The sequence below is a fragment of the Paenibacillus sp. FSL H8-0282 genome, assembly GCF_037963825.1.
Classification (GTDB): domain Bacteria; phylum Bacillota; class Bacilli; order Paenibacillales; family Paenibacillaceae; genus Paenibacillus_AQ; species Paenibacillus_AQ odorifer.
This window is the reverse complement of the sequence record NZ_CP150146.1, coordinates 3,420,115-3,441,356: the sequence shown is the minus strand read 5'-3', so window position 1 is coordinate 3,441,356 and position 21,242 is coordinate 3,420,115. Positions and strand designations below refer to the sequence as shown.

16 protein-coding genes are annotated in these 21,242 nt (G+C 42.4%); 5 read left to right on the top strand and 11 right to left on the bottom strand.

Annotation, left to right across the window (positions count from 1 at the left end):
* The first annotated feature begins 82 nt into the window (after window positions 1-82).
* Entirely contained in the window at window positions 83-1,060 is a 978-nt protein-coding gene (locus NST94_RS15050) for a biotin--[acetyl-CoA-carboxylase] ligase (protein ID WP_076190305.1), read from the top strand.
* 129 nt (window positions 1,061-1,189) lie between these two features.
* Here NST94_RS15050 and NST94_RS15045 read toward each other — a convergent pair whose 3' ends face one another.
* The 4 genes from NST94_RS15045 to NST94_RS15030 form a co-directional block, all read right to left on the bottom strand.
* Window positions 1,190-2,542 (bottom strand): MATE family efflux transporter, encoded by a 1,353-nt coding sequence (locus tag NST94_RS15045; protein ID WP_076302116.1) that lies wholly within the window; start codon window positions 2,540-2,542, stop codon window positions 1,190-1,192.
* A 234-nt stretch (window positions 2,543-2,776) separates the two neighbouring features.
* Window positions 2,777-3,460: a MarR family transcriptional regulator gene (locus tag NST94_RS15040; protein ID WP_076130492.1), complete on the bottom strand. Its 684-nt coding sequence runs from the start codon at window positions 3,458-3,460 to the stop codon at window positions 2,777-2,779.
* Between the two features lie 295 nt (window positions 3,461-3,755).
* Entirely contained in the window at window positions 3,756-4,538 is a 783-nt protein-coding gene (locus NST94_RS15035; RefSeq protein WP_076130491.1) for an ABC transporter ATP-binding protein, read from the bottom strand.
* 113 nt (window positions 4,539-4,651) lie between these two features.
* Window positions 4,652-5,494 (bottom strand): AraC family transcriptional regulator, encoded by an 843-nt coding sequence (locus NST94_RS15030; protein WP_076184951.1) that lies wholly within the window; start codon window positions 5,492-5,494, stop codon window positions 4,652-4,654.
* 150 nt (window positions 5,495-5,644) lie between these two features.
* On the opposite strand from NST94_RS15030, the gene NST94_RS15025 reads away from it, so the two are divergent.
* Window positions 5,645-7,354, top strand: coding sequence for a glycoside hydrolase family 2 TIM barrel-domain containing protein (locus tag NST94_RS15025; protein ID WP_076302115.1), 1,710 nt, complete (start codon window positions 5,645-5,647; stop codon window positions 7,352-7,354).
* Window positions 7,355-7,575: 221 nt separating this feature from the next.
* Here the strand turns inward: NST94_RS15025 and NST94_RS15020 are convergent, their stop codons facing one another.
* The 3 genes from NST94_RS15020 to NST94_RS15010 form a co-directional block, all read right to left on the bottom strand.
* On the bottom strand, window positions 7,576-8,148 hold the full coding sequence (locus tag NST94_RS15020) for a TetR/AcrR family transcriptional regulator (RefSeq protein ID WP_076302114.1): 573 nt from the start codon (window positions 8,146-8,148) through the stop codon (window positions 7,576-7,578).
* A gap of 284 nt (window positions 8,149-8,432) precedes the next feature.
* Window positions 8,433-9,185, bottom strand: a complete 753-nt coding sequence (locus NST94_RS15015) for an SDR family NAD(P)-dependent oxidoreductase (protein ID WP_339281032.1) — start codon at window positions 9,183-9,185, stop codon at window positions 8,433-8,435.
* A 232-nt stretch (window positions 9,186-9,417) separates the two neighbouring features.
* On the bottom strand, window positions 9,418-10,419 hold the full coding sequence (locus NST94_RS15010; RefSeq protein WP_248548311.1) for an NADP-dependent oxidoreductase: 1,002 nt from the start codon (window positions 10,417-10,419) through the stop codon (window positions 9,418-9,420).
* 182 nt (window positions 10,420-10,601) lie between these two features.
* On the opposite strand from NST94_RS15010, the gene NST94_RS15005 reads away from it, so the two are divergent.
* The 3 genes from NST94_RS15005 to NST94_RS14995 all read left to right on the top strand — a co-directional run bounded on the left by NST94_RS15005 (window position 10,602) and on the right by NST94_RS14995 (window position 13,438).
* Complete coding sequence (locus NST94_RS15005; RefSeq protein ID WP_076184956.1) at window positions 10,602-11,150, top strand: TetR/AcrR family transcriptional regulator; 549 nt, start codon at window positions 10,602-10,604, stop codon at window positions 11,148-11,150.
* A gap of 980 nt (window positions 11,151-12,130) precedes the next feature.
* A complete protein-coding gene (locus tag NST94_RS15000) occupies window positions 12,131-12,652 on the top strand; it encodes a DUF3231 family protein (RefSeq protein WP_036677170.1) in 522 nt (173 codons plus the stop codon).
* A gap of 120 nt (window positions 12,653-12,772) precedes the next feature.
* The gene (locus NST94_RS14995) at window positions 12,773-13,438 is read left to right on the top strand and encodes a LysE family transporter (RefSeq protein WP_339282149.1); all 666 of its coding nucleotides are present in this window, start codon (window positions 12,773-12,775) and stop codon (window positions 13,436-13,438) included.
* Here NST94_RS14995 and NST94_RS14990 read toward each other — a convergent pair.
* The 4 genes from NST94_RS14990 to NST94_RS14975 form a co-directional block, all read right to left on the bottom strand.
* Window positions 13,356-14,684 carry an amidohydrolase family protein gene (locus NST94_RS14990; RefSeq protein ID WP_076130483.1) on the bottom strand — a complete coding sequence of 443 codons (1,329 nt, stop codon included), beginning with the start codon at window positions 14,682-14,684 and terminating at the stop codon, window positions 13,356-13,358. The two genes, NST94_RS14995 and NST94_RS14990, sit on opposite strands and share 83 nt — an antisense overlap.
* 172 nt (window positions 14,685-14,856) lie before the next feature.
* Window positions 14,857-15,465, bottom strand: a complete 609-nt coding sequence (locus tag NST94_RS14985; RefSeq protein ID WP_076133162.1) for a TetR/AcrR family transcriptional regulator — start codon at window positions 15,463-15,465, stop codon at window positions 14,857-14,859.
* Window positions 15,466-15,557: 92 nt separating this feature from the next.
* A complete protein-coding gene (ppsA, locus tag NST94_RS14980; protein ID WP_248548309.1) occupies window positions 15,558-18,173 on the bottom strand; it encodes a phosphoenolpyruvate synthase in 2,616 nt (871 codons plus the stop codon).
* A gap of 285 nt (window positions 18,174-18,458) precedes the next feature.
* Complete coding sequence (locus NST94_RS14975) at window positions 18,459-21,110, bottom strand: discoidin domain-containing protein (RefSeq protein WP_248548308.1); 2,652 nt, start codon at window positions 21,108-21,110, stop codon at window positions 18,459-18,461.
* Window positions 21,111-21,242: the final 132 nt, after the last annotated feature.

Sequence of the window (21,242 nt, the reverse complement as noted above, 5' to 3'; positions counted from 1 at the left end):
AGAGTATTCAGTCGCAATCGTTGGATGTTAATCTATTCAATGGGTTTTGGTCGGAGAGTTATACTTTTGGAGGTTTAAGTTCATGACAGTAAAAGAACATATTCTTGCCTTGCTCGACAGTAATAAGGGTGAATATTTTTCCGGCGAGGAAATAGCCGTTCAGTTATCCGTGACGCGCAGCGCGGTCTGGAAAGCCATAAAATCTTTACAGACAGACGGTTATTCCATACAAGCTGTAACCAATAAAGGATATTCCATGTCACCACAAACGGATATCTTATCAGCCAGTGCAATTTCAAAGTACCTGGATACTCAGGGGCAAAAGTTACGTGTTGAAGTCTTTAAGACCATATCTTCCACGAATGAAGCCGTAAAAAACCTTGCCTCAAATGGAGAAGCTGAAGGTAAAGTGATTCTTTCGGAAGAACAAACAGCTGGTCGCGGGCGAATGGGCCGGAAATTTTTTTCTCCACCTGGAACGGGTATCTATATGAGCATCCTGCTGCGTCCCAAGCTGTCCGCAACAGACTCAGCTTTATTGACCACTTGCGCCGCAGTAGCTGTAGCCCTTTCTATCGAGAGCGTATCCGGTAAAGAAACGCAGATTAAATGGGTAAATGACGTTTTTATGGAAGGTAAAAAAGTATGCGGGATCCTTACCGAAGCATCCGTGTCATTGGAAAACGGCTGGCTTGATTATGCTGTCCTCGGCATCGGTATCAATGTAGTCCTCCCTTCCGAAGGCTTTCCCAATGATCTTACCGAGATTGCAACAACTGTAATTTCAGAAAACAATCCTTATGGTGATCTGCGCAACCGTCTCGTTGCAGAAGTACTAAACCATTTCATGAGATATTATGAACATTTAACGGACAGATTGTTTCTTTCCGAATACAAAAAAAGGTTAATTTCACTTGGCGAACCTGTGACCGTGATAAAGGATAATGAACAACGTAAAGCAACAGCCATTGATATCGATGACGATTGCCATCTGAAAGTCAGATATGAGAATGGTGACGAAGAGTATCTTTCAAGTGGAGAAGTTAGCATTAAAATTTAACTGGAGCTTCGCCTCCAAAGCAGCTAGTGCTGCCTCATGGCAGGCTGCTTCATCATACGAGCCAAAAAAACCTTGCTGATCCAAGGTTTTTTTAGATGAACTAAAAATTTCAACTTAAAGCTTAGAATTTTACTGTACTAAAGTATCTAAATCAGGCTGCAATTTGTTCCGCAGAACATACAGCATGATGGCACCCACAAGGAACGCAACAGCATCTGAAATGACGAGCGACCAGACTACTCCGTGGAAACCGTTCATTCGATTAGCGATATACAATACTGGAATCAGAGTAACACCTTGAATAATTGACATAATAAAGGCGGCGGTTCCTTGTGCTGTCGCTTGGAAGATCCCCGTAAACAACGCGGTCGTTCCTGAAATGAACAGGGATAAGAACGTTACATGAAGAATATAGCTGCCCAGTTCAATTAATTGCGGGTCATTCGTAAATAAACCGATTAAGTGGTCGGAAATCAGATATACAATAATGCCGAACACGGCTGCTAATGCCACAGTCACTTTGATTGTGAATGTAATGGTATGCTTCATGCGTAATTTATTGGCTGTAAAAGAGAAGGCAATCAGCGGCACGACTCCCTCACATAAGCCCATCAGAATAACCTCTGGAAATTGTAATAATCGTGATGAAATTCCGAAGGCCGCAATGGCCTGCTCCCCATATTCGACCAGAAAACGGTTAAAGATAAGTGACATTGCACCCATGAAGAGACTCATAACAAAAACGGGTACTCCAATTTTAAATACATTGCTGAGAATGTCTTTGGAAGCTTTGAACCATTTTACAGAGATGGTTAAGAATTGGCTCTTATATCCCATGTGGAAGGCGTAGAATGCACTTGCAACCAAGTTAGAAATGACTGTAGCAGATGCAACCCCGATCACGTCCCAATGGAAGACGAAAATGACTAGCGCATCGAGAATAATATTCACAACAACACTGAGAAGCATGCCGATCATCGAAGTCATCGCTGCCCCCTCCGAGCGCACGATATTCTCCAGCGTGAAGAATAGAACGACGAAAGGTGAACCAATAAGCATAATCGTGACATAGTCCTTCGTGAACCCGAAGGAGTCAGGCGTCGCTCCCAAGCCATGAACGATTGAATCGATCAACGGGATGCCGGCAGCCATCAAAATAAGACCGAGAGCTAAACTGCTGTAAAAGGCGAATGAAGACACATGCTTTACATCATCATATTTTTTCTCTCCCAGCAAACGGGAGATGAATGCACTGCTACCGATACCAATCAAGTTACCTAGCGCCATAATGGCGGCGAATAACGGTAAAGTTAGTGCGAGTGCGGTTAACATCGCAGTATTGCCCAGTGTACCAAGGAAATAGGCATTCAAAATGGAGTATATGACACTCATCGACATGCCTAGCATCATCGGTACTGCGAAGTGAGCTACGGCTTTTGCGACAGGTGCTTTTTCAAAGTAATGGAGGTTTTCTGCATCCATAAGGTTCACCACTATCTTTCTTTATTTTGTTTTTTGAAATTACTTAGAATTCTAACTATCGGTCCAATATGATCCGTGACGCAGCAACAAGCAAACCTGTACCCTAACGACGAGTTTTCAGATTTGGCGTACGAAATTTGACTATTCTTCAGTTTCACATTACGCTGCCTTTGCCGTTCATCTTTCTCTGGTGGAAAGGCAGCGCCTCAGCTACTGTTTGCTAAAAGACTTTAATTACTTATCGTCTGGGCCATGTGACTTGTCAGGTGACGAATTACTGTCATCGCTGGAAGGCCAGCCGAATCCGCGCATGTCACCACGCCCTTCTCCGCCAAATCCAGGGAACCTTCCGCTAAAGCGTTCGTCCCTAGAATTTCCCCACATTCTGTGCATTTGTCCGCGCATAGCCATCATTTTTTCAAATTCCTCTGTTCCCATACGCGCCTTGGCAGCTTCCATCCACATAGCCATCAAATCACGTTCTCCGTCCGATCCAAGTTCTTCCTCCAAAGCTGTAATGACGCGAGTTAGGTAATCCCCGAAAGCTATCTGTTCTTCTGGCGATAAGCGAGAAAATATGTTGCCGCTGTCTATCTCTTGTTTCTCTTCCTCTTGTCCTTTTTGCGTTAGGTAAATCAACATGATACGTTTGTCTGTTTCTGAGGGTTTACGGGTGATGTATTCTGCTTTCTCCAGTTTACCAAGCAATTCATTGAGGGATGATACACGGATGTCCAACATATAGGATAAGTCTTTGGTGCTGATACCGTCTTTCATCCGAAGAAACGCTAATATCCTCCCTTGCCCACGTGATGCGTCGGCCATAGGACCAACCGCGGCATGAGACTTCAAGTGTTGCCTTTGCAACAGCCATTGCAGTTTCGCGAGTTTTTCGTACAATTCAGTATTCATGTCCATAATGAATCCTCCATTAAGTTTTTACGGTACCTGTTTAACTTTATAACGGTACCTGTTGATTTGTATTATAACGGTACCTGTTAGATATGTCAAAATGTTTTTTACAGGTACCGTTAATATGTTGTTTGACTGTTTATGGACGTGGCTTATAAGCTTGCAAACAAATACAAAACCCGCGCATTGCGCGGGTTATTTTAAAATTATATTGTGATCAGTTTTCATTTTTTATATCTGCAAGCAATCCTTCAAACCACTTCAGAGCGGTTTGCTCGCCTATTCGATGTGCCTTGATATTCTACTTATCACCGGCAAGTGTAAGCCACTTGCGGTTATGATGTTCCTGTACTTCAACGGGGGTATCGAAGAAATCACTCAAAACATCTGACTGCAAGCAGTTTACTGTCTCGTCACCTTTGTAGATTTCACCGTTCTTTACCAGCAGCGTGTGCGTGAAGCATGGTGTTATCTCCTCGATATGATGGGTTACATACAGCAAGGTTGGTCCACCAGGTTGCTTTGTTATCTTCTCGATCATCTGCAGCAGCTGTTCACGTGCAAAAATATCTAGTCCCGTGCACGGCTCATCAAGGATTAGTAGATCTGGATTGGCCATTAGTGCGCGTGCAATGAGGACTTTCTGACGCTGTCCTTGCGACAAGGTATCATATGTACGACCAGCCAAAGAAGAGCAGTCTAGAAACTCCATTAACTCCTCGGCTTGCTTTTGATCCTCTTCATTCGTCTTATCATACAGACCAATCGTCGCGAATTTTCCGCTTAGGACGATGTTCAGGGCAGTCTGATGGCCGTACAGCTTCTGCTGCAAGGAGGTGCTTACCCAACCGATTCGTTTGCGTAGCTCTCTCAAATCCACATCGCCAAAGCGATGGTCCAGCACTTCGACTTGTCCTGTTGTCGGCCAGATATAGCCGTTCACGACGTTTAGCATCGTCGTTTTTCCTGATCCATTCAGACCGACGATACACCAGTGTTGTCCCTGCTTCACTTCCCAATTCATATCGCGTAAGATCATTGTCGTATCACGTTGCCATGATACATTTTTGAGTGATATAATCATGCCCAATTTTCCCTCCTTAAACATGCTTCAATGAGTTCAATATTATCATGGTAAAGTCCTTCCCGTAAAAAAACATAAACGCAAGATTTTCTCGCCAGCGGTTCTACGGACAATTAATCTTTGATTCTCTGTTTGTTTCGGTATACTGTCGGAGGGATCCCGTTAAGCTGTTTAAAAATCTTACTGAAATGATATTCTTCGTAGTACCCGCATAATTTGGCGATTTCCTTAACTGGATAATCGGTAAAAACCAGATAACGACAAGCTTGCTGGTTCTGTAAGTGCATATGGTATTCCTTTGGCCCCATCCCCGTAAATTTCAGGAACATCTTCCGCAAGTAAGATGGCGAAATGCCGTATTTCTCCGCCAATTTCTCAATCCGGTGATGATCCTTATAGTCGTTCTCGAGAGTTTTCTTGATCTGTTCGAAGGCGGCGAAAGCTCCAGACTCCATCAGATTCCAGTCCGGTTGTACAGTCTGGTGCAGCATATGCAGTAGGATCTGCATTTTAGCCCGGGATACAGCTATGCCATCGGTTAGTCCGGGCAGCCAGTCCTGGTGAATCCCCCAGACCAGCTGGCTAATTTCCTCAGCTTGCTGTTGGTTATATTGGCTTAAGAAGGGAAGTCTCAGTTTTACGATTGGCTTGACTTCCTTCCATACCGCATCATAACCAAGCTCTGCACAATCGAAGAGCAACATCGTTATGCGAAGTGGAGCATCCATCTGCGAGCGCATGGACAGTTTAAGGCCTGGTTTTAAATAGATTAGCATTCCAGCCTCTACTTTGTGCTCAACATTGGTCAGGAAAACCCCTTTACCTTCATGAATCCAGTACAAGCTGTGCACATTTACCATGTTACGGATGTCCTCCCAGCCGGGATAGGTAGCTTTGTCGAGTACAAAATGGATATGCACTGTGAGGTCATTCAGCTTGTAATCATTTTCTTCCAATTAATAATCCCCTCCTGCTGCTAAAAGAGCGATTTAAACAAGACGGTAACGTTTTTTTCTATTCAATGCTTAAACTCCAAATGTTACTATCCATATTATCAAGATGTCTGAAATTCACAATACATTACAGGAAATAAAGGAGGAACACACTTGTTAAGGACTTTTAGCGAGTATCAAATTCGGAGAACTGCGCTGTTGGATGGGCCTTGGGATTTCATGAAGGATCCGTTAAATACGGGTGTTCAAAAAAAATGGTTTGAGCGATTTCCACATTCTTGGCAGTCTCTTTATGTGCCCTCGTGCTGGAATAATGAACTGGGAATGTACGATTATGAAGGTGTCGGTTGGTATCGTAAAAAAATACAGACTGTGAATTCGCAGCATGTCAGACTCATCTTTCATGCCGTGCTGGGCCATGCCGACGTCTATTTGGACGGGCAGCACCTTGGGTATCACTATGGAGGATTTACACCTTTTGAATTTATTGTTCCTTCCTTAGGGGCAGGAGAACATGAGATTATCGTCCGGACGGACAGCACCTTGGACCGACTTACGATTCCTACGGAGCAGGTGGATTGGTTTCATTATGGGGGAATCATACGGTCGGTGGAGCTGCAATATTTGCCTGAACTTTACATCGAACAACTGAAGATTGATTATGAACTGCATGGACCAGATGCCGATGTCACTGTTCAGGTGAGGCTCCATTCCTTCTTTAAGGAGCAGCACACTACAAAGATCACATTCTCCGAAAGCGGACATGAATTGCACTCGGAAGAAGTACAGATTGAAACTGGCCAGACCCTCAGTCATACGTTCAAGTTGCTTATGCCTGAAGTACGTTTGTGGAACGTAGGTCTTCCAGAACTGTATACCTTTCAACTGCGGACAGAGGAAGACGACAAGATTGAACGGATCGGTTTTCGCTATATTGAAACAAAGGATCATCGGATTCTAATTAACGGTTCACCCGTTTATCTTAAGGGGGTGAATAGACATGAAGAGCATCCTGAGTGGGGTTTCGCCTTCCCTCCGAAGCTGATGCACAAGGAGCTCAGTATCATTTTGGAGTTAGGTTGCAATTCCGTCCGGGGTTCTCATTATCCCCAAAGCCCATATTGGCTTGATCTACTCGATGAGCAAGGGATTGTATACTGGAGCGAAATTCCGATATGGGGAGCCTTTCTGCCGAACGAAACAGTAAGTGAGCCGCTCTTCCAGGAGCGTGCACTGACTATGATTGAAGAAATGATCAGCTTGCATATGCATCACCCAAGTGTGATCTTTTGGTCCGTTCATAATGAGATTGATACCCGGACGCAAGAAGCATATGCTTTCACACAAGCTCTAGTCGGATTGGTGAAGAAACTCGACAGTACTAGGCTTGTCACCTACGCTACGATGCATCCACTCGAAGATATTCTACTTCCTTTATTCGATGTTATCGGTATTAATAAATATTTTGGTTGGTACGAAGGCGATACAGCCAGCTTTAAAGACATGCTGGAACAGTTCCATGTGCGTGCGGAGCAGATGGGAGCCGGTGACAAGGTAGTGCTCATGACCGAATTCGGTGGTGCTGGACTATTTGGGGATGTGGGCTGGGAGCAGAGATTGTTCAGCGAGGATTATCAGGCAGATATTGTAACTGAAGCACTGGCGATCTTCAAAAATGATTCGAAAATTGGCGGGACTTACATCTGGCAGTTTGCAGACATCCGCGGCGATCTGAAGAGCAGCAGCAAGAACTTTCGCGACCGTGCCCGCGGCTTCAACAACAAGGGTCTGGTTAATGAATACCGCAAACCTAAACAATCCTTCCGTGAAGTGCGCCGTATCTATCAATCTTGGACAGATTAATATCCACATTGACTAAGAAGCCCATCGTCAACATGGGTTTTTTTAGTGTCTGCATTCTTAGTTCCTTACAGCTGGTGTCGGACGCGATATTTATATAGTTAAGCTGGGCGTATTAAGTCGGTTCTATTCTTCGCGTACTCGGGTAGCAGTAAGTTGATTGTCTATTTTCGGCATTCGATACAAGTGCTTGTCCTCTTACACTGCAGATAGATAAAGGAGTTTTAATCTAGAGTGATCAGTATGGTATGAATAATACTTGTTAATTTCCCATGGTCCGTTGCCGTTTTTACCATTGTACGTAGTCCTAACCAGGCATTCATTAAATAATGGGAAATAGCCTCGGGCTCCAGTGAATTTCTAAGTTCACCTCTTTGCTGGCCAGTCTGAACGAGGTCATATAACAACTTCTCCGTTTTTGAATAGCTATTCTCAACAAAGGATGCAACCTCCGGATCCAGTACTCCCAACTCCACACCCGAATTAACTATGAAACATCCTTGAGGTTCTCCTTCGCTCCTCATCGAAGATTCTAGAAATTGTCGAATGATCTCCTTTACGGGTTCTTGTTTCTCAACCAAGAATCTCATTTTTTTGTTTTGAGTAGATTCGTACCGTTGGAGTGCCGTCAAATATAAGGCGTGCTTATCACCAAATGTATCATAGATACTTCTTCTGTGAATTCCCATACAGTCTACCAAATCTTGCATTGAAGTTTTCTCGTAACCTTGCATCCAAAATAGTTGTATCGCTTTATCTAGTACTTCATTAATTTCAAATTCTTTGCTTCTTGCCATTGTAATCACCTCAAGCAATCATTATACATTTAAGTAAACGATCCGCAAACTAATATATAAAACGTAAATAAAATCAAGCAAGATGCTTGATTTTATTCATAACATGATAACTTAACTGATGCTTACCGAAGAATTCTTACTTTGTCTGCTTATAAACAATCCAGAGTCCAATCTTTTTCCAGCGTATGCAAAAAAGTTGTACCCCACGTTTAAGAATAGGGAAGCCAGTTCTTTTTGCTCCAGTTTCTTCAACGATCGTTTTAGTGACTAATATCTAATTCGATTTAAAACTCAGATATAATTGGATAGATTGGATCTCTCAGATTGAAATCATAGTTCTGGTCAACAATCCCTATCATATCATTGCTATCATAAAGCTCTACCATGAAACTCGCCATTTGTTTGGCAGTGTGGTATTTAGGCATGTTTGCTTTGTAATCAAATTCTTCAGCATCTATAGATTTCTTTACAAATTCCGTTTCAGTTATTGCTGGTGCTAAAACCTTTGCTTTTAATTTCGCGCCTTTAAGCTCTAGTTCCTTTGCAAGCCCTTCGGTGAAGGCACTAACATAATATTTAGATGCAGAATAAGCAACGCTCCCAACAGCAATGGCATATCCGAGTGCGGATGATACGTTAATTAACTGAGTTCCTTCTACATCAGCATAATCTCGCACAAATAGTGTTGAAAGGATCGTCAAGGATTCGATGTTAACACGTAACATAATTTCAACTTTATCTAAATTCTGTTCTACCACAAAAGAAGCTTCACCAAGTCCTGCATTATTAATCCAGGTTTCTATTTGGTATTCCTTCAAAGTGTTATACAGTGTGTAAGCCTGCTCTGTAACAGACAGATCACTTGAACGAACAATAACATCTACATTAGGATCAATATTCTGAATTGTTGATTTAAGTTCTTCTAATTTATCTAATCTTCTAGCTACCAAAATTAAATTTTTACCGCGTGCAGCAAACGCTAATGCTGTTTCATACCCAATTCCTGAGCTTGCTCCTGTAATCACTGTATATTTCATATTATTCTCTCCCTTTTAAGTTTTTTGATCATTTAACAACATTTCAATAGAGTTTTGTTCACGATTAAACTTGTATCTCATTCATCCCTCCCTTAATAAATTTCTTCAAAATATTCAAGAACGATCATTCTAGTTAAGGTAAAAAAACTACACTATTAACTCTAATTTGCATCAGTATATCAATTCTAGAATGATCAGTAAAGAATTTTTTGACAACAATTGAGCCCCCTCCTTAAAATCTGATAATAACTTTCCCTTTAGGATGACCTTCAGCAACAAAATTCAGTGCTTCGTTAATATCTTCTATATGGAATTCTGTAGGGTCCACTGCTGGTACAATCCCATTATCTTCAATAATCTTCGTAATTTTCTTTAATTGTTCGCCATCACTGCGAACAAAAATGAAATGATATTGAATCTTCTTTTTCTTCGCTTTATGATCATACTTAGCCCCGGCGATGGTGAAGAGCTTTTGTTTCCAGCCAGAGAAGCCCAAATCTTCTGCAAAACGTTTGTTAGGACCGGTCCGCAGAGAAAGAAGGCGGCCTCCTGCTTTAATAATTGAAAGCTCATGATCAAATTCGCTTGGTCCCAAGGTATCTATCACATAATCAACATCACTAAGCTGTTCCCAATAGTTCGTAGTCGTATAATCAATATATTGGTCTGCACCAGCGGCCATTGTCCGTTCACGTGCTTCTGGATTTCCACTGATGATGACCTTGAGCCCCATGCTTTTGGCGATAGGAATGGCCATTTGGCCAAACGAACCAGACCCTCCAGGGATAAACACGCTTTCGCCAGCTTTAGCATTTAATTCTTCATTTAACCCTTGATAGGCTGTCAATCCTGTTAATGGCGCAGCAGCACCAGTCACAAAATTCAGATTGGTGGGTAGGTACCCGATGGCATCTGCATTAATTGCCGCGTATTCCGCAAAGGCACCGATTTTTTGTAGTGGCAGACGTGAATAAATTGCATCGCCAACTTTGAAACCTTGCACCTTCTTACCCACTTTTTCAATAACACCCGTCAGCTCGTTACCAAGTACCAAAGGGAATTCATAATCCTGAATCAGCTTTACGCTTCCGGTACTAATGAGCAATTCCAAATGATTAACTGCTGCTGCTTTCACCTGGACCAAGACTTCGTTATCACTTATTTCTGGGATTGGAATATCGTTCACTTTTACTATGAACTTTTTTGAATATTTGGTGATCTGTGCTGCTTTCATGATAAATGACCTCCTATGCGTTAAAAAAGTAACATTTATTTATTTTTGTAACTTACACAACAAGCATAAAACTATAAGTTACAAAAGTCAACAATTGTTACTGGATATTTCATATGTTAAAATACTCGCAAGTGTATAAACGACAAAAAGGAATTTATTGAAGAAAGAAGGGTTGACAGTCGGTGGCTAAAATCACTCAAGAGCTTGTTATTGAAACAGCTGAGGCATTAATTAAACGCACGGAAAAATCCGAAGTGACACTCTCACAAATTGCGGATGAATTAAGTATCACCCATGCAGCGCTCTATAAGCACTTTAAAAATAAGCAAGAGCTCTGGGCAGCCGTATCTAAGAGCTGGTTCAACCGGATGATTTCAGAACAAATTAAATTAGATATGACTAATTTAACTAAACCGCAAGAATTGCTTCACGATTGGCTATGGGCATTTGTTAACGCAAAAAAACGCGCTTATAACGAGAATCCCAAGATGTTTGCCTTGAATACTCAATACGTGGATAGCAATCCACTGGTATTACGCGATGTTCTCTGGGATTCCTACCAAATCATTGACGGCCTCATGGACTATCACGATCCCCACTTGGAACGGGCTGAGGCGATTCTCTCTGCGTTTGCAGTATTTAGCCTCCCATCCTTCAAAGAATCCTGGAATTTACCTGACTACCAAGACAGGTTTGAACGCATCTGGAGTTTAATTAATAAGGGTCTTTGAATTCAAATCCCTTAGTTTTAAAAAAATTATTCTTCAATCATAAACATGGTCCAGAAGCTTCTGTCTTCTGAAGTACTGTAGTTGTTCTCCCACTTTTGTCCGGTTCCGCCAATTTTCGTAAACTCGGAGTAAAATTATCATTGCGAAGTCCTGCTTCGGTGGAATACGCGGAACTCCTCACTGAGCATGCCAACATGTGCGGGTTACGGACGACTCTGGAACCTGTGGCTGGTGCTAGATATGCGCCGCACGGCGTAATCCTTTATTGGTTCTTCTAAGATTACAACTTATAAAAAGAGGTCTGTTGTAATAAGACAGATCTCTTTTTTATTCCTTATTTTCATTCAGCGGATTATCGAATTAATAAATATCGTTAAAGTGCAAGCGGATTACAATATCCTGATCGTAATTGCCGAATCTCGAACCATAGAGTGTCCATTCCCCCTACAGTTCCCTTTAGCTCTAAAAAGTTTAGCTTTTTTTTCTCGGCTTCTATTCCGCAAGCTTGTAAGTCCAAGCAACTCTAAGAGACCAACCACCTCCTATTCTCGATACTCATCCCCGACTGCCTGCGCTCGGTTCTACCGCTGTTGAATTATGATTACCCGTTGCATTAATATTCCTTGCATACAGGTTATCTTTTGTTTGATTAGCTGAGTACTTACCAAAGGTGTTGGAAGTCTCAATGACTCCCCATCAATCCCTGCCTCGGTTGGAGATACACTCCACCATCTCCAGTGATAAGCAACTTCATTGAATGCAAAAGGCATTTATACTTCCAATCATCACGTTGAAAAACATTTGATTCCTCCACAACTCGTGTTCAATTTTATCGTTCCTTATTTTCACATTTATCCTTAAACTTGCACGAATGACGACGCCTCAAATTTACATACCTATTTTATGCGAAAAGCTGCAATTTCCGTGTTTTTGTGGGCATGCTAATGTTTGTTCAAATTCAACAATAAAGGAGACTGTTTATGACAGGGATTCTAGGCGGTAACCCCAAAGAAGAACCGATGCATTATGGAGAGATTTTTACGGTTTGGCAAGCCTCAATGGTAGCAAAGGGAGCACTCTCTTGTTACAGAGCTTATATGTATCACGCTGGTGACAATGACCTGAAAAAAATATTAGGAGCTTTAATTGATCAAGCGGAGCTTGAAATCAGTGAGTGTGATACACTGCTCTCAGAGCAAGGTATTGCATCTGCACCAGTAATGCCAAATCGGCCCGATGCCAAGCTTGAAGATATTCCTGTAGGGGCACGTTTCACAGATCCTGAAATTGCTGCCAAACTTGCAGCTGATAATGCTGTTGGACTTGTGGCATGTAGTCAGGCAATGGGACAATCGATCAGAGAAGATATAGGGGCTTTGTTTGCTAAATATCACCTTACCAAAGCAGCCATCGGCCTTAAAATTCTACATTTGACTAAGAAAAAGGGCTGGTTGATTCCTCCACCTCTTCTTGTCAAAAGACCTGAATCCGTTAAGGCGTAATCCTACTTCACTCTTCAGCTTCTTATAAAAGAAGGCCTGCAATCACTCGCGGGCCTTCTTTTGCTTGTCCTACTACGACCTTTATTGGAATATGTTATCTATATAAAGGAGGAGGACAACATTAACGTATTTATAGGTTATATGATTCTAGGATTATCCCTCTCGGCACCTCTCGGACCCATTAATGCAGCACAGCTGGACAAGGGACTCCGCGGAGGATTTATGCCTGCCTGGATAGTTGGTTTAGGGGCGGTTAGTGCCGATATCATCTATATGCTGCTTGTTTATTTTGGCCTCATTCATCTGCTGGATGCTCCGTTTGTTAAAGTGTTTTTATGGTTGTTCGGATTCTTTGTCCTCGTCTATTCAGGTGTAGACAGCATTAAAAATACAAGAGAAATTTCAGGGATTGAGATGAGGGGAAACGATGTCTCACTGTCCAAATCTTATCTTTCGGGATTTCTGATGTCCTTGTTTAATCCCCTCTCCATCCTTTTTTGGCTGGGTATATACGGCTCAATATTAGCTAAGGTAGTTAGCGAGTATCCAATGCAGCAGTTATTGATCTACAGTGGAGCGATCGTCCTCGGGATTTTACTCTGGGATGTAGCCATGGCTGCCGCATCCAGCCTCTTTCGGGGCGCTGTTCTTTTAAGAATAGCTAGGATACCCAAACGTGCTTCTACAATCATTCATCTCACTCCTAAATACTCCAAACCGTATCCAGCAGCTCGTCCACTGCTTGAATTCTGTTCACAGAGGGTGTTTGTATTAAATTCCCTCTGACCATAACCATAGCTACATTCGACAAAGCTTTTATGTTCTCCAATGGGTTTTGCTCCATCATGATTAAATCCGCATATTTGCCAACTTCTATTGTCCCTGTCTGGTGATCGATTCCCAAAATCTCTGCATTTGATTTGGTTACTAGTTCAATAACCTGACTTGCGTTCAGCTTTGTTTGTCGCATGAAATGATCAAGCTCACGCCAAAGATCATAGTGGGTTACATAGGACATAGCGGCATCCGTGCCCACACCAATTTTGATATCATGTTCTATAGCCTGCTGTAGCCCTTTTAACATAGAGCCATACACAAGCCGGGCATTTTCCTTAACGGTTGTATTCAACTTTGTCAGGCTCGGGTCTAATTTCGCACTGGGATAAGCTGCTTGTAAAGTAGGGATCACAGCGGTGTAGCCCTTTAAGGCTCTGGGATTATTTTTGTACAGCCTGATCATTTCCTCATCCATCTCCGCGCCGTGTTCAATAGTATCCACCCCACCCTTTAACGCAACTCTTACACCTTCGGTACTTTCTGCATGTGCCGCCACACGCATCCCAATTTTATGAGCTTCCTCGCAAATCGCAGCCACCTCTTCTTCCGTCATTTGCAAGCGGCCTGCTTCTCCGACCCTTTTGGCATCGGTAACCCCGCCAGTTACACATATTTTGATTAGGTCCACTCCGTTTTTTACATTGATTCTTACATTTCTTCTCCCTTCCCATGGTGAATCACCGACCAAAGCCAAATAAGGTGCACCGTGGCCATTCGTTACGCTCAGGAAATACCCGGATACCAAAAGATTAGGTCCAATAAATTGATTTGCCTTAATCTCATCCCTCAAAAGAACATCAGTATAAAAAAATTCACCTATGCTACGCATCGTTGTTACTCCGGAATGCAGTGCGGTTAGGGCATTGTTTTTCATCCGTTTCTTCAATACGTTTCTGCCCAGTCTCGTATCCAAAATATGATGAAACGCAAAATTCAGCAGCCCTTCACTGGCAGATAGCGTAAATGGCTTCCCATCGGCAAAAAGATGAACATGCGCGTTGATGAGACCGGGCATCACATATTTCCCCGAACAATCGATCGTTTGGTAATGGTTCGGAACAGTTACAGCGCTTGCTTTCCCGATCTCTTGAATCAACCCGTTTTCCTGAATCAAAATAGTCATATGGGTATCTGTTCCTTTTATTGCATCTCCATATATAACATTGCAGTCCTTAAACGCATAACCTATCTTCATCGTAGCTTCCCCCGTTTCATGATTACACCTTTCAATAGTGAATTCATTATTCAATATTGGATTAAAAAAATAGGGACCCTCGTAGATGCTTAATGTGCATATCCACTTAGTTGTCCCTCATTGCAGCGTTGTGCGCCAGTTCCACCCCACACCTAAATTCGGCGCATTGACGTTATTCGTTTAAGCTTTTTAGTCCATGCAGCCAGTATAAGCTTAATGCCTCAAAAATCCGTTTCCGGCTATCGGCGCTCATCTCGTGCTTTAATAAATCCAGAATCATATTGATGACATTGTTCGCGATGATCTTCAGCAGAATCATATTTTCTTCGGTTCCGATTTCGTATCTTTTATAATGATCCTTAATATAGGGCCTTTTAGTTTCGATCATCAGATCGATCAGCTCGTTTTTGGCATTGCTATATACGGTCCCTTTATTCTTTTCAAAAATAATAACAATCTGCCTGCTGTACTGAGTTAATATAGTTATTTGCTCTTGAACGATAGCTGATTTTTTCTCATTATTAACATCATCAAAAAAAGTCTGGTTATCGATGCGAATATTTTCCACTAACACATTCTTCAAATAGTCCACTAAAGACGGCGGAACAACCGAATAGAACAACTCTTTTTTATTTTTAAAATAAGTATAAATATTTCCAACAGAAATTTGAATTTCATCGGCAATATCATTCATTTTGGCATCAGAGAAGCCTTTTTGGAAAAATACCTTTAAAGCGGCGGATTCAATTTCCTGTTTCACTTCATCTTTTTTAGACTGCATATTGCCCCTCACCTTTAATAATGAATTGATAATTCACTATTAAAAATAATTCAAAAGATTGAATTTGTCAAACCACATTCGTGATTCAGCCATTACAATATCTCGATATAGCCTTCTGTTCCATGCACACGAATTCGTTGCCCGTCTTTTATCAATTTGGTAGCATTCTCCACTCCGACAACTGCTGGCAAGCCATATTCACGCGCAATAACTGCCCCATGGGTCATTAGTCCACCAACTTCAGTAACTAGGCCTTTTACAGATACAAACAATGGAGTCCAGCTAGGGTCAGTAAATAAGGTAACTAATATATCTCCGTTTTCTAGATCAGCATCCTCCATGTTTAAGATGACACGCGCACGTCCCTCTATAACACCGGCAGAAACCGCTAAACCTACAATAGCTTCAGTTGGGAGGTTTTCTCGTTTATACTTACCCGCAATGATTTCACCTTCAGACGTAATAACACGTGGTGGAGTTAGTTTTTCAAATAATTTGTACTCTTCTTTGCGTTTGCTGATGATCTGGTAATCCAATTTATTTGTGCTTACAACTTCGCATAGTTCTCCAAAAGTGAGATAGTATATATCTTCTTTTTCAGGAATAACTCCCGCTTGTATTAGTTGTTCAGCTTCTTTCAGTAAAGCTTGTTTATAAACGAAGTAGCGATTAACCATACCGTATTTGGGGTATTCCCTATACCCGCTGAAATTCCGGATGAGATCAATCATTCGTTTTGTTTCATTCGCTTTTTGTTCACCATCGGGTAATTGCTTCAATCGATCTAATAGCTCTTGTTCTTTTTTCAAAGCTTCCTGTCGACCTTGCTCAAATTTCCGATGGCCAGCATTAGGTTTAAAGTTTTTGATATTACTGAGAATCATGGGGACAAGTGTAGTTGGTTTTTCGCTCCAACGAGTTCTTGTAAGATCGATTTCTCCGGTACATCGCATTCCGTATTTACTGAGATAGTCATAGAAAGCGTCTTGGGTTTCCTGCCCACCCTCAAAACTAACCAGTTCATTTAAGAAATTATCATCTTTAACCTGCTGTAAATAATCAATGACTTCCGGATATGGCCGAATCACATCAGCGAGATTGAGTAGCGCCAGACCCATTTCTGAAGTAATATTGCCCTGTACAGATTGAGAAAGCGTATCCGCTGCGTTTTTTTCACCTAACCACTCATTTATTTTTTCATTGATCCATGCTGAGGCATCCATAGCCGCCATAATCACACGCATACTTTGTGGGTTGAATAGAATCTTCTTTAATTGCTGCATATCTTCCAGAATAAAATCAAACAACTCCGCCCCTGATTTGGTTTGAATGATTTGTTGCAACTCTTCTATCGAGGCTTGGTTGCTCTTAATGAGGTCAGAAACGATTGTCGGATCATTTTCGAGTTCTACTTGAGAATCACTAGGTGGCAGGCTTGTATTGCTCTTACTCGGAGTAGAAGCCTTTTCATTATCTGCCGAAAATTTTATAAAATCTTCTCGCTCTACGATGGTTATGAGTGCGTCTTTTATGAGGGGATCAGATTTACCTAAGGCTTCTATGATCATTTCTCTGCTGCCAGGTGAAGCAAGACTTGATGTGACATCAACAAACAATCTTCCGCCAGCTGTACGCATAGGTGCAGGAGTCGTTAACAGGTAAAAAGCCAATCCCAGCGGTTTCATGGGATCTGTCATCATTTGTTGATGACCAACAGATACATAAACGTGGTTTTCTTGATCATTCGCTTCAGGGATGGGGAATAAAGTCGTGATCGGCCGACTCTGGACGATATAAAATGTATCCTCGGCCAAACACCATTCGATATCTTGTGGGCAACCAAAATAAGCTTCAATCTGTCTGCCTATCCTTGCTAATTGTAAAATTTGTTGTTCAGTAAGTGTTTGAGTCTCTTGCTGATCGAGTTCGATCTGCCGGGTCTCTGTTCCGCCTTCTTTTAGTCCGTAAATAGCCAATTTTTTGGTTGCTATTCTCTTATCGACAATTTTCTCTTGCTGTACTTTATAACCATCGGCAGATACCAAGCCAGAGACCAGAGCTTCGCCAAGTCCAAAACTGGCATCGATGGATAGCAGTTTTCGGTTAGAAGTAATCGGATCAGCGGTAAATAAAATCCCTGAAGCCTGTGGAAAAACCATCCTTTGAACGATAACGGATAAATAAACTTGACTGTGGCCAAATCCATTTTGCATACGGTAGATTACGGCACGATCCGTAAATAGAGAAGCCCAACATTTGCTGATATGCTGAAGGATTGCTTCTATGCCGATGATATTTAAATAGGTATCTTGTTGACCTGCAAAAGAGGCATGTGGTAAATCTTCAGCGGTGGCACTAGAACGCACTGCATAAGCATGTTCATCACCCAGCTGGGTGAGATAGTGAGAAACTGCCTTCACAACATCGGAAGGAATTTCTGCTTCCATAATGATTTGCCGAATCTTCCTACTGATTTCACCGATTTGATCTCGATCTTCTACTTTTAGCATAGTTAGTTGATCCAACAAAGCATGATACGTTTGGTTCTGTTCGAGGGCTTGGTGATATCCTACTGTTGTAATACAGAATCCTTCTGGTACTTGTATTCCTTCTATTTGTGATAGTTTCCCTAAATTTAACCCTTTTCCGCCAACGAGCAAAAGCTGTGTATTGTCCACTTCCTGAAAACCGAGAACTAAAGAACGCATTTATTATCGCTCCTAACTATTAAATTGAGAAAAAAATTGACAAGAATTTAACGGCATGATAAACTAAATATATAAGATGCAATTATTATGCATAAATATAGAATTTCAGTCGTGAGTTGATTATATCATCGTGTCTTTTCATATGCAATATATAAGAATCTGATGAGATAAATCAGGTTCTTTTTTTGATTTCAGCTATCATTAGTGTTAAAACAAATAAACCGTAGCCCCTCAAGTGGCCTACGGTTTATTTGCTTTAATATTAGAATGACGTAATAGGGTATATTATAATCCCTTCACTTCAAACTCATAGATCCGCGCTGCCGTATCGGCTCCCTGCGTAGGTTTGAGAATCAATAATTTTACATAGCGGGCTTTTACTAACGCAATTGAATCAGTCGACTCGGCAGCCGAGTTTCCTTGGACGTTGACGACATCCTTCCAGTTCGTTCCGTCACTGCTGACCTGAATCGTATAATCACTGGTATTAAAACCGGACCACTCTCCTCCGCTCTCGGCATGCTTGATAACAAAAGCGCTGAGTTGATGTTCGGCGCCGAGGTCGACCTGAAGCCAATGGGGCAGATTACCAATTGCGCACCATTTACTGTTATCCGTCACTTTACCATCTACGGCGTTAGGTGCACCTTCCTTTTCCCCGCAGGCATGATCGGCTGTTGCAGTTTTACCAAGTGCCAGATTTTTCACTGCTCCAGCTTCCTTACTCACTGTGATGAGCTCTTTTTTCGTAATTGTGTCTTGGCCCGAGCTGTTAGTTGCAGTCAGCGTCACACTATAAACGCCTTCCTGAGCGAACGTCACAACTGGGTTTTTTGATGTGCTGACCGCGGGGCTTCCGCTTTCGAAGGTCCATGACCATCCTTCTGTCACTTCAGTCGACAGGTCGGTGAAGTTTACGCTCTCGCCTGGAGCGACTAGGGTTCGATCAGTTTTGAACTCCGCAGTCGGCTTTGGATAATCCGGCCAGCTGATCTTCACACTAGAGGATTGACCTTGCTGGTATCTTTCATTGACGGCAACAACCTTCAATACTGTGATAGTTTCTTTGTCTATTCTTCGCATCTCAGGAACGTAAAACACATGATTTGGTGTTGCACCTATGAACATCTCACTGCCATCTGGAAGCACTCGATAGATTTCGTATTGCTTGACCTGTTGGTCAAGCTGTTTCCACTGTAATCTGGCATCTCCATAAATACCATTGCGAAAATCAGTTTGAGTGACCTTAAGATCGCGAACCGCGGGTAGTGGTTTGATTGGGTCATTAGCATTTTGAATGGAGAGCTGGCCAATTTGAATGTTGTAATTATTAACCTCATTCTTAGAATCAAAATACAATGACAACGCTACGATCCGTTTCCCTTTGTATGGGGTCAAATTCAATGTGTCAGTTGTCCAGTCTGGCGATGTCTTATCCTTCACATTAAGGAAGATATATTGATCGGGCTGATCAGCGAATGCAAGACCAACCTTCAGGCTTGGCTTATTTTGTGTTTTGTACGTAATAGACAGCTTTGTGCTTGCTTCGATCTTAAGGTCGGTCTTGTAGAGCTTCAGATGTGTCGCATTGTTAGGGTTCAGTACGCCTGATACCTTCAACGAACTGCCGCCGTAATAGGCATCGGACCAATCGAGTACTGGTGAAAGCGGGATACCTTTGCTGTCTGCAATCCAGCGCCAGGAGGGAAGAATATCCTGCAGACTCCGGTTGTTCCAGCCTTTATCCCGCACCTGCTTCCCTCTTACAAAATATTTCTGACCGCTTCCCGTGTTGAAGTTGGTGGTGAAAGGCAGCTCATTGATTGGTGATGATTCGATCACATCGTTAGCGATACCTTTCCAGGCTTGATCGCTCGAGGTGTTACTCGGATTCCCGTTTGGACCCACCCAGAATTTGTTCTCGCGTACGAAGAAATCTTCCATACTCTCTGCGCTGTTAAAAGCCCAATCGGGGCGGTAAATACCAAGGGAAGTAACGGCAGGATCTTTATCCGGAAACAACAGATTCCAGTTCACCTTTGTATCGTAACCCTTGGCTTCGACATCGATGCCTGCATACAAGTCATAAGGACTTCTGCCCAAGCTTCTAGCCTTCTCTGCCGAGCTTTTAAGATCCTTCCACCAAAAGTTCAGGAACATATTGTCTGTTATTTGCTTTTTATTGTCTTGCAGGAACATCGCATTCTTGTCGTTAAGTGCATTTTGCCAACTGATACTGCCCTCATTGGTCATGGAATCATACCATACGATGTGCATAGAATTTGACTTGTGTGACTCCAAATAACTTAGGAAAGCTTGCATTTGCTGTGCGTCAGCCGGCGTTCCGCCCTCAGTCTCCTGGTTAATAAACCAGCCGTCAAATCCGTAATGGCTCGCAACCTGGATCAACTTGTCAGCAGCAGGAAAGGATCCGTCACTATTCTGCTGAAGCATCTGCTTGACCCATTCATACTTCCCGCCATATACGGTTGGTGGGAAGAATACCGTTCCAATGATCGGCACCCCATTTTTATGAGCCGCGTCGATCGTATCAGCGCTTGGAGGTACGATGATCCCTTCGCCCGCGGAACCACCCCAATAGACCAGCTTGTCAACATATTGCCAATAGGTAAATGTGTTAGCTTCGAATTTGCTTGAACCCTGCGATGGAACTCCGCTTGTTCCCGGGTTCAGTGCTGATAAAGCCATGACTTTTGGCGTTTTGGTTGCATAAGCGTTGACTCCATCTGCTACAAAACGGTCCTGCAGCGGCACTGTGCTCCGGTTAAATGCGGCATCCGGGTCAGATGCCGGACTCCACTGAAGCAATTGCTCCGGAAACCAATAGGATGAATAAGGCTGTTTCGCGAACGCAGTTGTGGATAAGGCTGCGCACATCACAAGTAAGAATATAAAACCTGCCCCAATCTTTTTCATGCCATACTCCTCCAATCGATTGATTAAATGATTGCGCTTACATTTTATCAAGTTGGACAAAGCTATAGATAGTGGATTAATGGCAAGTTCAGGTGCATTTATTACAGGTCGTCAGCCTAGGCTATAATCCCA

What these genes read in the sequence shown, in the direction of transcription:
- NST94_RS15010 (WP_248548311.1), bottom strand. Translation starts at nt 10,419, where the DNA reads ATGAAAGCAGCACAGATCACCAAATATTCAAAAAAGTTCATAGTAAAA.
- NST94_RS14985 (WP_076133162.1), bottom strand. Translation starts at nt 15,465, where the DNA reads ATGCAGTCTAAAAAAGATGAAGTGAAACAGGAAATTGAATCCGCCGCT.
- NST94_RS15035 (WP_076130491.1), bottom strand. Translation starts at nt 4,538, where the DNA reads ATGATTATATCACTCAAAAATGTATCATGGCAACGTGATACGACAATG.
- NST94_RS14990 (WP_076130483.1), bottom strand. Translation starts at nt 14,684, where the DNA reads ATGAAGATAGGTTATGCGTTTAAGGACTGCAATGTTATATATGGAGAT.
- NST94_RS14975 (WP_248548308.1), bottom strand. Translation starts at nt 21,110, where the DNA reads ATGAAAAAGATTGGGGCAGGTTTTATATTCTTACTTGTGATGTGCGCA.
- NST94_RS15040 (WP_076130492.1), bottom strand. Translation starts at nt 3,460, where the DNA reads ATGGACATGAATACTGAATTGTACGAAAAACTCGCGAAACTGCAATGG.
- NST94_RS15050 (WP_076190305.1), top strand. Translation starts at nt 83, where the DNA reads ATGACAGTAAAAGAACATATTCTTGCCTTGCTCGACAGTAATAAGGGT.
- ppsA (WP_248548309.1), bottom strand. Translation starts at nt 18,173, where the DNA reads ATGCGTTCTTTAGTTCTCGGTTTTCAGGAAGTGGACAATACACAGCTT.
- NST94_RS15000 (WP_036677170.1), top strand. Translation starts at nt 12,131, where the DNA reads ATGACAGGGATTCTAGGCGGTAACCCCAAAGAAGAACCGATGCATTAT.
- NST94_RS15020 (WP_076302114.1), bottom strand. Translation starts at nt 8,148, where the DNA reads ATGGCAAGAAGCAAAGAATTTGAAATTAATGAAGTACTAGATAAAGCG.
- NST94_RS15045 (WP_076302116.1), bottom strand. Translation starts at nt 2,542, where the DNA reads ATGGATGCAGAAAACCTCCATTACTTTGAAAAAGCACCTGTCGCAAAA.
- NST94_RS15015 (WP_339281032.1), bottom strand. Translation starts at nt 9,185, where the DNA reads ATGAAATATACAGTGATTACAGGAGCAAGCTCAGGAATTGGGTATGAA.